At 62.2% G+C, this 13,403-nt stretch carries 13 protein-coding genes; 7 read left to right on the top strand and 6 right to left on the bottom strand.

What is annotated here, in order from left to right:
* The first annotated feature begins 79 nt into the window (after positions 1 to 79).
* The 3 genes from ahcY (at position 80) to V1278_RS28540 (ending at position 3,490) form a co-directional block, all read left to right on the top strand.
* Entirely contained in the window at positions 80 to 1,513 is a 1,434-nt protein-coding gene (ahcY, locus tag V1278_RS28550; protein ID WP_334382991.1) for an adenosylhomocysteinase, read from the top strand.
* A 198-nt stretch (positions 1,514 to 1,711) separates the two neighbouring features.
* Complete coding sequence (locus V1278_RS28545) at positions 1,712 to 3,178, top strand: flavin-containing monooxygenase (RefSeq protein ID WP_334382990.1); 1,467 nt, start codon at positions 1,712 to 1,714, stop codon at positions 3,176 to 3,178.
* 159 nt (positions 3,179 to 3,337) lie between these two features.
* Entirely contained in the window at positions 3,338 to 3,490 is a 153-nt protein-coding gene (locus V1278_RS28540) for a hypothetical protein (RefSeq protein ID WP_334382989.1), read from the top strand.
* A gap of 327 nt (positions 3,491 to 3,817) precedes the next feature.
* Here the strand turns inward: V1278_RS28540 and V1278_RS28535 are convergent, their stop codons facing one another.
* Both V1278_RS28535 and V1278_RS28530 read right to left on the bottom strand, forming a co-directional pair.
* The gene (locus tag V1278_RS28535) at positions 3,818 to 4,132 is read right to left on the bottom strand and encodes an EthD family reductase (protein WP_028348979.1); all 315 of its coding nucleotides are present in this window, start codon (positions 4,130 to 4,132) and stop codon (positions 3,818 to 3,820) included.
* A gap of 30 nt (positions 4,133 to 4,162) precedes the next feature.
* On the bottom strand, positions 4,163 to 4,372 hold the full coding sequence (locus V1278_RS28530) for a hypothetical protein (protein WP_334382988.1): 210 nt from the start codon (positions 4,370 to 4,372) through the stop codon (positions 4,163 to 4,165).
* Between the two features lie 99 nt (positions 4,373 to 4,471).
* On the opposite strand from V1278_RS28530, the gene V1278_RS28525 reads away from it, so the two are divergent.
* A complete protein-coding gene (locus tag V1278_RS28525; protein WP_334367848.1) occupies positions 4,472 to 4,726 on the top strand; it encodes a hypothetical protein in 255 nt (84 codons plus the stop codon).
* Positions 4,727 to 4,822: 96 nt separating this feature from the next.
* Here the strand turns inward: V1278_RS28525 and V1278_RS28520 are convergent, their stop codons facing one another.
* Together V1278_RS28520 and V1278_RS28515 are read right to left on the bottom strand one after the other, a co-directional pair.
* A complete protein-coding gene (locus V1278_RS28520; protein ID WP_334367849.1) occupies positions 4,823 to 5,476 on the bottom strand; it encodes a hypothetical protein in 654 nt (217 codons plus the stop codon).
* Between the two features lie 81 nt (positions 5,477 to 5,557).
* Positions 5,558 to 7,180: a GMC family oxidoreductase gene (locus V1278_RS28515; RefSeq protein WP_334382986.1), complete on the bottom strand. Its 1,623-nt coding sequence runs from the start codon at positions 7,178 to 7,180 to the stop codon at positions 5,558 to 5,560.
* 171 nt (positions 7,181 to 7,351) lie between these two features.
* Here V1278_RS28515 and V1278_RS28510 point away from each other — a divergent pair, with 171 nt between their 5' ends.
* Positions 7,352 to 8,524 (top strand): M20 aminoacylase family protein, encoded by a 1,173-nt coding sequence (locus V1278_RS28510; RefSeq protein ID WP_334382985.1) that lies wholly within the window; start codon positions 7,352 to 7,354, stop codon positions 8,522 to 8,524.
* A 163-nt stretch (positions 8,525 to 8,687) separates the two neighbouring features.
* On the opposite strand, the gene ppk2 is transcribed toward V1278_RS28510, so the two are convergent.
* A complete protein-coding gene (ppk2, locus tag V1278_RS28505) occupies positions 8,688 to 9,614 on the bottom strand; it encodes a polyphosphate kinase 2 (RefSeq protein ID WP_334384283.1) in 927 nt (308 codons plus the stop codon).
* Between the two features lie 341 nt (positions 9,615 to 9,955).
* Between ppk2 and V1278_RS28500 the strand changes: the two genes are divergently transcribed.
* Positions 9,956 to 10,426: a VOC family protein gene (locus V1278_RS28500; protein ID WP_334367852.1), complete on the top strand. Its 471-nt coding sequence runs from the start codon at positions 9,956 to 9,958 to the stop codon at positions 10,424 to 10,426.
* A 403-nt stretch (positions 10,427 to 10,829) separates the two neighbouring features.
* On the opposite strand, the gene V1278_RS28495 is transcribed toward V1278_RS28500, so the two are convergent.
* Positions 10,830 to 12,212 carry a UdgX family uracil-DNA binding protein gene (locus V1278_RS28495; RefSeq protein WP_334382984.1) on the bottom strand — a complete coding sequence of 461 codons (1,383 nt, stop codon included), beginning with the start codon at positions 12,210 to 12,212 and terminating at the stop codon, positions 10,830 to 10,832.
* Between the two features lie 227 nt (positions 12,213 to 12,439).
* Here V1278_RS28495 and V1278_RS28490 point away from each other — a divergent pair, with 227 nt between their 5' ends.
* Positions 12,440 to 13,273 (top strand): ImuA family protein, encoded by an 834-nt coding sequence (locus V1278_RS28490; protein WP_334382983.1) that lies wholly within the window; start codon positions 12,440 to 12,442, stop codon positions 13,271 to 13,273.
* The last annotated feature ends 130 nt before the right edge of the window (positions 13,274 to 13,403 follow it).

The raw sequence follows: 13,403 nt of genomic DNA, 5'->3' as shown, positions 1-13,403 counted from the left end.
TTTTTCCATGATTTCGAGATTCCGGGTTCGCGGCTCACGCGCGCCCGGAATGACGAGCTCAAACAGAGGGAAACTCCCCATGACCACCGCCGCCGCCAAGAAGCCCGCCTTCACCGACTACATCGTCAAGGACATTTCGCTCGCCGAATTCGGCCGCAAGGAAATCTCGCTGGCCGAGACCGAGATGCCGGGCCTGATGGCGACGCGCGAGGAATACGGTCCGAAGCAGACGCTGAAGGGCGCTCGCATCGCCGGCTCCCTGCACATGACGATCCAGACCGCGGTCTTGATCGAGACGCTGGCCGCACTCGGCGCCGACATCCGTTGGGTGTCGTGCAACATCTATTCGACGCAGGACCATGCGGCTGCCGCGATCGCCGCCGCCGGCATTCCGGTGTTTGCGGTGAAGGGCGAGACGCTCGCCGAATACTGGGACTACACTGCAAAGCTGTTCGACTGGCACGGCGGCGGCACGCCCAACATGATCCTCGATGACGGCGGCGATGCCACCATGCTGGTGCATGCCGGCTTCCGCGCCGAGCAGGGCGATACCGCCTTCCTCGACAAGCCGACTTCGGAGGAGGAGGAAATCTTCTATGCGCTCGTCAAGCGCCTCCTGAAGGAGAAGCCGAAGGGTTACTTCGCCGAGATCGCCAAGAACATCAAGGGCGTCTCGGAGGAGACCACCACGGGCGTGCATCGCCTCTACGATATGGCGAACAAGGGCACGCTGTTGTTCCCCGCCATCAACGTCAACGACAGCGTGACGAAATCGAAATTCGACAATCTCTATGGTTGCCGCGAGTCGCTGGTCGACGGCATCCGCCGCGGCACCGACGTCATGATGTCCGGCAAGACCGCGATGGTGGCGGGCTTCGGCGATGTCGGCAAGGGCTCGGCGGCGTCGCTGCGCCAGGCCGGCTGCCGTGTCATGGTCTCCGAAGTCGATCCGATCTGCGCGCTCCAGGCGGCGATGGAAGGCTATGAAGTCACGACGATGGAAGACGCAGCGCCCCGCGCCGACATCTTCGTTACCGCGACCGGCAACAAGGACATCATCACCATCGACCACATGCGCGCGATGAAGGATCGCGCCATCGTCTGCAACATCGGTCACTTCGATAACGAAATCCAGATCGCTGGCTTGCGTAACCTGAAGTGGACCAACATCAAGCCGCAGGTCGACGAGATCGAATTCCCCGACAAGCACCGCATCATCCTGCTGTCGGAAGGTCGCCTCGTAAACCTCGGCAACGCCATGGGTCATCCGTCCTTCGTGATGTCGGCGTCCTTCACCAACCAGACGCTGGCGCAGATCGAACTGTTCGCCAACAACAAGGACGGCAAGTACGAGAAGAAGGTCTACGTGCTGCCGAAGACGCTCGACGAGAAGGTGGCGCGGCTGCATCTCGCCAAGATCGGCGTCAAGCTGACTGAACTGCGCAAGGACCAGGCCGACTATATCGGCGTCAAGCCGGAAGGCCCGTTCAAGTCGGATCATTACCGCTACTGACTTCACGTCGCGGGCGACGTCCTGAAGCACTACCAAGCCCCGGAGCGATCCGGGGCTTTTTGCTGATCGGTCGCACAACCTGCGACGGTTGAAGTTCAACGGTAAATTCCGATACAGCCTGTATCGTCGCAGCAACCTGACAATGCGAGTTGCAATTTCTGCCTGCTGGCCATTACATCTGAAAGCAGGGAGATCGCCATGACCGATACGGCAGAGCATTTCGACGTCCTCATTGTCGGCGCGGGACTGTCCGGCATCGGCGCGGGCTATCATTTGCAGGAGAAGTGCCCCGGCAAGAGCTACGTCATCCTCGAGGGGCGCGACTGCATCGGCGGCACCTGGGATCTCTTCCGCTATCCCGGCATCCGCTCCGACTCGGACATGTACACGCTCGGCTATTCGTTTCGGCCGTGGACCGAACCGAAGGCGATCGCCGACGGACCGCGGATCCTGAACTACGTGCGCCAGACCGCTGCCGACAACGGCATCGACAAGCACGTCCGCTTCCACCACCGCGTCAAACGCGCCGCGTGGTCGTCGCTGGATTCGCGCTGGACGGTGGAAGCCGAACGCATCGCAGGCGAGGGCGCGGCGGAGACCGTGCGCTTTACCTGCAATTTCCTGTTCATGTGCTCGGGCTATTACAAATACGAGGAAGGCTACACGCCGGATTTTTCGGGCACGGCGGACTTCGCCGGCCAGATCGTGCATCCGCAGAAGTGGCCCGAGAACCTCGACTATGCGGGAAAACGCGTGGTGGTGATCGGCTCGGGCGCGACCGCCGTGACGCTGGTGCCTGAGATGGCCAAGACCGCTGCGCACATCACGATGCTGCAGCGTTCGCCGACCTATGTGGTGGCGCGGCCGGCGGAGGACGCGCTTGCCAACAAGCTGCGGAAAAATCTCTCCGCCAAGCTCGCCTATCACCTGATCCGCTGGCGCAACGTGCTGTTCGGCATGTATTTCTTTCAGCTCTGCCGCCGCAAGCCCGAGCGCGCCAAGCAGTTGATCCTCGGCGGCGTCAAGATGGCGCTGGGGCCGGAATACGATGTCGGAAAGCACTTTACGCCGCGCTACAATCCGTGGGAGCAGCGGCTCTGCTTGGTGCCGGACGGCGATCTGTTCAAGTCGATCCGCGACAAGCGCGCCTCCGTCGTCACCAACGAGATCGACACTTTTACCAGGAGCGGCATCAAGCTGAAGGATGGCAGCGAGCTTGAGGCCGATATCATTGTCACCGCGACCGGGCTGGTTCTGCAGGTGCTCGGCGGGCTCGAAGTCAGCGTCGACGGCCGCACGGTGGATTTCGCGCGAACGCTGAACTACAAGGGCATGATGTATTCGGACATTCCGAACCTGGCGTCCGCGTTCGGCTACACCAACGCGTCGTGGACGCTGAAATGCGATCTGACCTGCGAATATGTCTGCCGGCTCATCAACTATATGGACCGCAACGGCTACAAGCAGTGCATGCCGCATAATGTCGATCCTGACGTCACCGAACTGCCGTCGCTCGATTTCTCCTCCGGCTATGTGCAGCGCTCGATCGCCAAACTGCCCAAGCAGGGCTCGAAGCGGCCGTGGCGGCTGTACCAGAACTACGCGCTCGACATCGTCACGCTCCGTTACGGCAAGGTCGATGATGGCGTGATGCAGTATTCGTGAGCGATGCACCTTGCGCGGGTGCGTCCGGCCGTCCGATGCGTCGTTTCGCGTATACGTAGATGGCTTCGAATCGTCCAACATGTCCTCACGGTTAACGCCGGATTAACCGGCGTGTCGCACGCTGCGTAGCTTGCGGCCCCTGACAGCACGAGGAAGCCCATGGACGCCCAACGAATTGCCGTCGACGCCATCGTGGCGCTGACCGATTGCGACCGCGATGCGGCGATCGCCTTCATCCGCAAGTTCTATCTGGCGGGCGTCCGCGATCCCAAGCGCCTCACCTTCAAAGGCCTGCAGGCGCTGCGGAGCTGAGGGCAGGGCGCTCTCTCCTCCGTCTTCCCTGGCTCCGTGCTCAATCGCGCACTCGGCGCAGGGACCCATAACCACCAGCCTACATTGTTGAAACGCAGCCGTCCCCCCGAGTGCCCATTTCGCCGGCCGCGGCGTATGGGCCCCTGCGTTCGCAGGGGCGACAAGTTGAGGGTTCTCGCCTCTATTCCGTCGTCCCTGCGCCGTGTGCGCGATTGCGCACGGAGGCAGGGACGACGCGCATCAGAGAAGCGCGACCGCCGAGAGATGGTGGGCACAGCGCAAGCGCGCCTTTGCTCACCCTGCATCATTGCGAGCCGCGCTACGCCATCAGCCTACGACGACTTCGCTGATCTGGATCACCGGAGACTGGTCGGTATAGTTCGGGATGTCTGCCATTATCTCCTTGGCATGTGGCCCGAAGCCGGTCTGGAACGCCTCGATCGAGTCGCAGAAGATGTGGCACATGCCGACATAGGTGGCGGGAGCGCCGGGCGCGCCGCCGGCCAGGCCCTTGTCGACCGTGTAGGACCTGCAGGCGTCGCCCATGCGCGCTTTCACGAGCGGCATATGCTTGTCGCGGTAGTAGTCGTGATCGAAGCGCCCGCCGGGCGTATTGGGATACATCACGCTTACCTTGATCATGGACGTGCCCTCCGATTCTCGCGTTCGCCGTTATTCTCCGGCAATGCCCGAAATCTGTGTCAGTTTTGCGGATCTTGCAACCGGAAGGCGGCGTACCTTCGCCTCATCCTGCCGCTGCCGCACGTCTGCGCCGATATTCAGCGCGGGCAGGCCGGCCGATCGTTTCATTTGTAGGCAAATATTCTGCTGATGCTGGCGGGCGTATTCCGCACGTTCACGCCATCGCGCGCTTTCAAGCACGACTTTTCAAATCGTGGTGAGAGCCGCCGCATGGCTATCCGCTTTTGCGCTGCGATACCCAATTGGATGGAGTGATTTCACGATAAGAGGATATCACCAATGACCAAGTCTATCCCAGCACTCGCCGCCGCGTTTCTGATGACCGCGATCGCAACGCCCGTGTTCGCGCAACCCGCGATCCAGGAGCCCGGTGCCTATTCCTTCTATCATCCCAATGCCGACGTGCTCGGCGGCCGGCCGTCATACCGGTCATTCAATCAATCCAATGCCTATTACAACGAGGCCGCGCCCGCGCCGGCGCCGCGAATGCGGCAGAGGTCCGTCACGCCGAGGAATCATCGCAGGGCGCAGTAGCCGTTAGCAGTAGCAGGATGAGCCGTCGGGCGCATTGGCGCGACACGCTACCATATCTGGCTACTTGGCTATTTGGCCTAGACAAGGGAATCGGGCTTAGCGAACAACGACAGATTTGGGCCATGGTGGCGCTTCCCATACCGTGGTCCATTCGGTGTTTTCGCCACGGCAGGGCTTTTCCCTGACTTCGACGCGGACGACCACGAAACTTGCGGCCCGGCTGACCCAGCCTTCGCTCAAGCCCAATCGATAGGTGTGCCGGAGCTCCGAATTGGGACACATGTCCGATCCGGTTACGGCTTCAAATACGCCGGCACCTCTTTTCCAGGTGATCAGGCCCGGTTTGGTTGTCGTGCCGAAACCGTCCTTCTTTGCAATGAACGGAAGCTCTACCAGCTTTGGCCTTCGCCGGTCCACAAAGTCGAATACGTGATGCGATCCAACGATCCCGGAACAATACACCAATGCAAGTTGGCGGTTTTCGGCGCTGATGAAACGGATCGGGAGCTCTTTGATGTCGGTCTTGTACTGGCAGCCTGACTGTTCGGCGGCAAGCACGAGTTGTCTCGGCACCAAAGCCGGGTCCGAAATGTCAAAGTCTCCTCCAACAAACGAGATGGCGTCGTATTTCTGGCGGACATCTTGTTGAACGTCAGCTCCCGAGCGGTCATCTCCGGGGGCGGCTGCAATCGACGCGCACAGCAAAATCGCAGTGAGGAGTAGTGACAGAATGGTAGGCTGGAAACGCATGAATCGACTCTACTACAACGCGAAATAAACTCAACGATCGCGTCGGGGAATGAAAACTCCGCGCCACGTTCCATCGCGCAGCTATTTGCGCCCATCCTCCAGGATCATCGTCGCACCTTTCTCCGCGATCATCGCCGTCGGCGTGTTGGTGTTGCCCGACGTGATCGTCGGCATTACCGACGCGTCGGCGACGCGCAATCCGCCGATGCCGTAAAACCGCAACCGCTCGTCGACCACGGCCATCGGATCGTTGGCCGCGCCCATCTTCGCGGTGCCGACGGGATGGAAGATCGTGGTGCCGATATCGCCGGCGGCCTTTACCAATGACGCATCGTCGTCGCCAACAGTCGGGCCGGGTAGGTACTCCTGCGGCCGATATCGCTCCAGCCTTTTCTGCTTCATCAACCGCCGCGTGGTCCTGATCGCGTCGGCTGCGACTTGGCGGTCGTCGTCGGTCGACAGATAATTCGGTGCGATCGACGGCGCTTCGTCAGGGTTGGCCGAGCGGATGCGCACGGTGCCGCGCGAGGTCGGCTGCAGATTGCAGGCGCTCACGGTAATCGCGGGGAAGCGGTGCAGGGGATCGCCGAACTTGTCGAGCGACAGCGGCTGCACGTGAAACTGGATGTTGGCGCGGGCGCGGGTAGCGTCGGAGCGCGTGAAGATGCCGAGTTGCGAGGGCGCCATCGTCAGCGGTCCGCGGCGGCGGAAGGCATAGTCGAGCCCCATCATCCCGCGCCGGACCAGCGACCAGTAGGTTTCGTTCAGCGTCCGGACACCCTCGACCTTGTAGATCGCGCGCTGCTGCAGATGGTCCTGCAGATTGCGCCCGACGCCCGGTCTGTCGAGCACCACATCGATGCCGAGCGGAGCGAGCCAGTCGGCCGGTCCGATGCCGGAGCGGTGCAGCACCTGCGTCGAGCCGATCGATCCCGCGCACAACACGACCTCGCCTTTGGTGCGGGCCTCGATCATCTCATTGCCCTGGATGAAGCGCACGCCGACAGCGCGGCCGTTCTCGATGATGAGCCGGTCGACCAGCACGTGCTTTTCCAGCCGCAGATTGGCGCGGTTGAGCACCGGCTTGAGAAAACCGCGTGCGGACGACCAGCGCCGGCCGCGCTTCTGGTTGACGTGAAAATAGCTGATGCCTTCGTTGTCGCCGGTGTTGAAATCCGCAATGCGTTTGATGCCCATCTCCTCGGCGGCATCGCCGACCGCGTCGAGAACCTCCCAGGACAGCCGCGGCGCCTCGATGCGCCAGCCGCCGCCAACGCCGTGATGTTCGCTCTCACCGAGGAAATGGTCCTCCAGCCGCTTGAACAGCGGCTTTACGTCGTCATAGCCCCAGCCGGTGAGGCCGAGCTGGCGCCAGTGATCGTAATCGGCGGATTGGCCCCGCATCGAGATCATCGCATTGATGGCGGAGCAGCCGCCGATCACCTTGCCGCGCGGATAGGCGAGCGACCGCCCATTGAGCCCGGGCTCCGGTTCGGTCCGAAACATCCAGTCCGAGCGGGGATTGCCGATCGCGAAGAGGTAGCCGACGGGGATGTGAAACCAGATCCAGTTGTCGTTGCCGCCGGCCTCCAGGATCAGCACGCGGTTTTTGGGATCGGCCGACAGCCGGTTGGCCATGATGCAGCCGGCGGTGCCCGCGCCCACCACGATATAATCGAAATCGCCTTCAAGCCTTTTCGGCATGCTCAGTTTCTGCCCATCACGCGCCCCTTATGCCTAATAGTCAGACGTCGATGGCTCGGACAAGTCCCGGCCATGACGTCCGGGAATGGGCGGCGTCTCCAGGCTGTTGGGTGGACCGCCGCTTGCATGCTACAGAGGTCTAACGTTCCAACCTGAGGTTCGAGAATTCCCATGCCCATCGTCAACCGCGTCGCCGATCTGCAACCCGATATCCAGGCCTGGCGCCGCGTTATCCATCAAAATCCCGAGTTGCTGTACGACGTGCACCGCACTGCAGCATTCGTGGCCGATCGGCTGCGCGAATTCGGCTGCGACGAGGTCGCCACCGGCCTTGGCCGTACCGGCGTTGTTGGCGTCATCAAGGGCAAGCAGCCCGGCAAGGGCGAGATCAAGGTGATCGGGCTTCGCGCCGACATGGACGCGCTGCCGATCGAGGAGGCGACCAACCTTCCTCATGCGTCCAGGACGCCGGGCCTGATGCACGCCTGCGGCCATGACGGTCATACCGCGATGCTTTTGGGTGCAGCGCGGTACCTCGCCGAAACCCGCAATTTCGCCGGCGATGCGGTCGTGATTTTCCAGCCGGCCGAGGAGGGCGGCGCGGGCGCCGCCGCCATGATCCAGGACGGGCTGATGGACCGGTTCGGCATCGAGCAGGTCTACGGCATGCATAACGGTCCAGGCATTCCGGTCGGCCAGTTCGCCATCCGCTCCGGCCCGGTTATGGCGGCAACCGACTCGATCGACATCAAGATCGAGGGGCTTGGCGGGCACGCCGCGCGCCCCAACAAATGCATCGATTCCGTCTTCGTCGGCTCACAGCTCATTACTGCCCTGCAGTCGATCGTCTCGCGGACCATTGATCCGCTGGAGTCGGCGGTGATCTCGATCTGCGAGTTCCACGCCGGCAACGCCCGCAACGTGATCCCGCACACCGCGGAACTCCGGGGCACCGTGCGGACGCTAACGCCTGAAGTTCGCGAGACCGTCGAGAAGCGGGTGCGCGAGGTGTGTGAAGGCGTAGCCAGGATGACCGGGGCCAAGATCGACCTCGTCTATGAGCGCGGCTATCCCGTGACCAAGAACCAAGCCGAGCAGACCGAGTTCGCCACGCAAGTGGCCAAGGAGGTGGCCGGTGCCCAGAACGTCCACGAGATGCCACCGCTGATGGGCGCGGAAGATTTTTCCTACATGCTGGAAGCGCGGCCGGGCGCGTTCATCTTCTGCGGCAACGGCGACAGCGCAGGGCTTCATCACCCCGCCTACGATTTCAACGACGAGGCGATCGTGTACGGCACCTCCTACTGGATCAAGCTGGTCGAGAACAAGCTGGCGGCGTCGTAACGCGCGCGACGCCACTTCAACTTCGATCGCACATGACGTGCGAGAGAGCATGAAGGAAGGCCTGTATCTCCAATACAGGCCTTCATTATTTGCCGTTCAGCCGCAACTTGAAGTGCGGGGAGGGCTCTCCGCCTTCAGTATGAGGACGGTGGTCACGCGGCGCTCAATAGCGCTCCGGTAGGTACATTTCGCGGGGAATCGGCCCGCGGCTATATTCCGGATGGCGAACCCGCGGCGGCAGTACCACCGGTTCTAGCTTGATTTCATGGTAGGGAATTTGTTCGAGCAGATGCGCGATGCAGTTCAGCCGTGCCTTCTTCTTGTCGTCGGCTTCGACCAGCCACCAGGGAGCTTCCGGAATGTGGGTACGCTCCAGCATCGCTTCCTTGGCCTTGGTATATAGCTCCCAACGGCGGCGCGATTCCACATCCATCGGGCTGAGCTTCCACTGCTTGAGCGGATCGTGGATCCGCATCATGAAGCGCAAATGCTGCTCTTCGTCAGTGATGGAAAACCAGTACTTGATGAGGGTTATTCCGGAGCGCACGAGCATGCGCTCGAATTCCGGCACCGACCGGAAGAATTCCTCGACTTCGTCTTCAGTGCAGAAGCCCATCACACGCTCGACGCCGGCGCGGTTGTACCAGCTGCGGTCGAACAGCACGATCTCACCGCCGGCCGGCAAATGCGAAACGTAACGCTGGAAGTACCATTGGGTGCGCTCACGCTCGTTCGGTGCCGGCAGCGCCGCGACGCGGCATACCCGCGGATTGAGCCTCTGGGTGATGCGCTTGATGACGCCGCCCTTGCCGGCGGAATCGCGCCCCTCGAAAATCACCACCACCTTGAGCTGGTGGTGCTGCACCCAAGTCTGCAATTTTACCAATTCACCCTGCAGACGGAATAATTCCTTGAAGTATACGCGACGATCGATCGTCTCTTCTGCCGTATAGTCGGCAAATTCATTGGTCAGCGCATCGAGGCGATCGTCGTCGATCTCAAGTTCTAGTTCCTCATCGAAACTGTCCAGCATTTCCTCCCGAATCGGGTCGTGGATCAGCTTGGTGCCCTTCGGGTGCTTTTTGGTCATGGCGGGCTCCGGCTGCAGAGCTGTTGGGGTCGCGTGATGTGTGAATGTCGGTGTCCTTGCCGTATCATCCGTCACTTTGCTGAAAGTAGAAGGCCGCAGTTTGGTTCCGGTCTCCCGCCATCCGTCGGGGCCTGCCACGGCAGCGTCCCGGCCGCATCGCCGATGGCGTCAGGTTCGAGAACAGTACGTAGAGGCACCGACAGGCAGATCGCGGCTGGCAAGGTTCAAGGAAATTCCACAATATTTTCATTAGCCCCTGTCGGAACGCCGCCTCTCCCATCCGTCCTTGTCACAGGAGCGGCAGCGCGCCGGCCAGCAACTGATAGAGAAAGGCAGCGTCGATGAGGGTCACACAGCATCTCTGGTTCGAAAAGGATATGGAGGCCGCGATCGGCTTCTACACCTCGCTGATCCGCGGCTCATCAGTCCAGTGGGTCTCGTCGCTGCCTGCCGAGAGCCCGAGCGGCCCGCCCGGCAGCGTCAAGATCGCGGCCTTTACCCTGGGCGACCAGCGCTACATGGCGATCGAGGCGGGGCCCCTCGACCCGTTCAACCACAGTTTTTCGATCATGGTTGAATGCGACACGCAGGCCGAGATCGACCATTTGTGGGACGCTTTGAGGGAGGGCGGCAAGATCGAACAATGCGGCTGGCTGCAGGACCGCTGGGGCCTATCCTGGCAGATCGCGCCCAGACGGCTCGGCGAATTGATGAACGATCCCGATCCCGCGAAAGCCAAGCGCGTTGCCGAGGCCATGCTGAAGATGGTCAAGTTCGATATTGCTGAACTGGAGGCCGTGGCGAGAGGCTAAACGTATGACGGCCTTTTCGAAGCGCTATCGCATGTCCCGGACGCGGTGCAGCGTGTAACGCTGCGCCGCAGAGCCGGGACCCACAAGCGGTGGACCCCGGATCAGCAGCGCACCACGCCGCAAGTGCGGCGCGCTGCGCAGCATCCGGGGAACGTCGCTTCAGCCATGCGGTGCAACGCTAAGAGGTTCTTGAATGAAGAGGGTCGCGCGCTGCACGGCGCCGGGGCTGGAGGTAGGGAACCGCGCAGCGCGTCGACCATGTGGGAGCATCATCGCGTGAGCAGACGTCCCACATTCCCTTGAGAATGCGATCGTGTTCTCTATCAATTAATAGTTGCAGGCGGGATTGTCAATTTTTCCCGTTATGTTTCACCAGAAATTGCGACTATCGGATTGGCGGAATTCAGGCCGCATGTGCCGATTTTCGCAGCACATCGGCGGCGATTTTGAGGTCCTGGACGAAGCGCCGGTATTCGCGCGCCTTGGCGTCGGCGTCCGGCAATCGCAGCAGATAGGACGGGTGCACCGTCACCAGCGCCGTGGTGCCGTCGTCGAGATCGATCGCGCGGCCGCGGTTCTTGTTGATCGGCGTAATTTTCCCGAACACGCTTTGCGCTGCGGTTGCGCCCATTGCCACCACCAGATCGGGTTTGATCGCGGCCAGCTCGCGCTCGTACCACTGCCGGCAGGCCTTGATCTCCGGCGTGTTCGGCTTCTGGTGCAGGCGGATTTTTCCGCGCGGCACGAACTTGAAATGCTTGACCGCATTGGTGACGTAGACCGTGCGGCGGTCGATGCCGGCTTCTTCCAGCGCGCGGTCGAGCATTTGCCCCGCGGGCCCGACGAACGGTTTGCCGGCGAGGTCTTCCTTGTCGCCGGGCTGCTCGCCAACCAGCATGATCCGCGCGGTTTGCCGGCCTTCGCCGAACACGGTCTGGGTGGCATTCTTGTAAAGATGACAGGCGCGGCAATCGGCGGCTTCTTCGCGCAGCGTCTCGATGTCGTCCTGAACTCTTCTGCGCACCATGGGCGGCTCCGGCCGTTTTGGCGCCTGGTGTGGTTCCGTAGCGTCGCGTTCCGCACGCTTGACTGCAGGCTTAATTATTGAACCCTCTTGCAGGTTCCTCGTCTTTACCGTCAGCCGCGCCGGGTTGAAGATGCTGGCTGAATAGCGCCGCCAGGTTTCCTCCAGCCGGTCGGCGCTGGGGGCTTCGCTTCTGCTGACGCCCGGCGTGAACGAGACGACATGGCCGTCCCAATGCGCGCACAGATCTGGCGTCAGGATCGACCAGGGCATGTCGGCGAAACGGCGTGCGAAGAACGGGGCGGCCAGTTCGACGATGTGGTGCTCCGGCTCGAACCAGGCGACGAAGTGCGATTTCTGCTCGCGGCCTATTTCGCGGAAGCGGACAAGGACATGCATCCTGTGCTCGTCGCGGCGCACGGCCTTGGCCATCGCGGTGATCTCGGCCACGTCAGGATCGGTCGTGAGTTCAAGCAGATCGTGATGCGTTCGCAACCGCCATAGCAGGCGATAGAGCAGGGCGAAGCGCTCGGGGTTGCGGTGCAGGATGGCAACCTCCGCCAGTTCGACGAACCTGGCCGGCACGTTGAAGGTGCCCTGTGGCGGCTCGAGCGGCGGCGCGGTCGGTGCGAACAGTTCGGGCGCATCATCAGCCACGCGCCAGCTCACGTCGGACGGTTTCACGTCATTCAGCGCCAGCGCGCGGGCCGCTTTACGCCAGCCATCAAAATCAGTTTGGCTATCTAGGATGATGTGGTGCATGTGCTTACTCCACACTCTCTGCCCGCATCCCCGCGCAACGGCTTTGCGGTCGTCTGGAGGGGCCCGCGAATCCCTTTGATTCCGCTCATGAATCGCCAAAGCGTCGATCTCGATTGACTCTGCCGGCGCTGTTAGCTTTATATTAGAACATATCATGAACAAATGAGCCAGCCGCGCGTTCACTTAGGGAAAAAGCGGTAAAGGCCAATTTTCTGAAGGAACGGCGGATGAGCACCGCACGCACAAGCACGCTTGCGAGTTTGCGCGGAAGCATCGAGCGCCTGGAGGCGCATGGCGATGCGCATGACCTCAACAAGATTACGCTTGGCCATAAGGCGGCAGATGCTGTGCTGCACGGCGGGCTTGCGCTCGCGGCGGTGCATGAAGTGTTCGCCGAGGGACACCAGAGCGCGACCGCAACCGGCTTCATCGCAGGGCTGGCGGGAAGGGTGTCGCCGCGCCGGCCGCTGGTCTGGGTACGGCAGGATTTTTCGGAAATTGAATCGGGCGCGCTGTCGATGAGCGGGCTCGCCGAACTCGGGCTCGATCCGCGATTGCTCGTCACCGTGCGCGCCACCGACACTGACGCTGCGCTGCGGACCGCCGCCGACGCGCTGGCCTGCGACGCGCTCGGCGCCGTCGTGCTGGAAGTCTGGGGGCAGGCGCGTCAGCTCGATCTCGTCGCCAGCCGCAAGCTCACGCTGGCCGCAGCAGCCTCCGGCGTCACCGCATTGCTGCTGCGGGTGGCGGCGGAGCCGCGCCCCTCGACCGCGGAGACCCGATGGATCGTGCGCGCGGCGCATTCGCCGCCGGGCGCGCCTCCAAAGCCTGCGGCGGCTCCAAAGCCTGCGGCGCCTTGGAGCGCCGCCTGGGGCGCGCCGGTGTTCGACGCGCAACTCGTTCGTAACCGTCATGGCCCGGTCGGCCGCTGGATCATGGAATGGAATTGTGATGAGTGCCTATTCAGAGAACCGTCGGCGTATCCTCAGCCTCTGGCTGCCACGCCTGCCCATCGACCGCATCAAGCGCAAGCTTTCGCCGGCCAGCGCCGCGCAAGCTGAAAATTGCCAAGCGGTTTCAAGCGAAATCTCTAACCACACGAACAGTGGGCTCCCTCCCCCCTTGCGGGGGAGGGCGGGGGAGAGGGGTGGCGGCAACGGCAGTGCTCGTGGCTTACCCCTCTCCCTAACC

This window comes from Bradyrhizobium sp. AZCC 1577 (assembly GCF_036924575.1).
In the GTDB taxonomy this organism is placed as follows: domain Bacteria; phylum Pseudomonadota; class Alphaproteobacteria; order Rhizobiales; family Xanthobacteraceae; genus Bradyrhizobium.
This window is presented reverse-complemented; position numbering and strand designations above follow the sequence as displayed.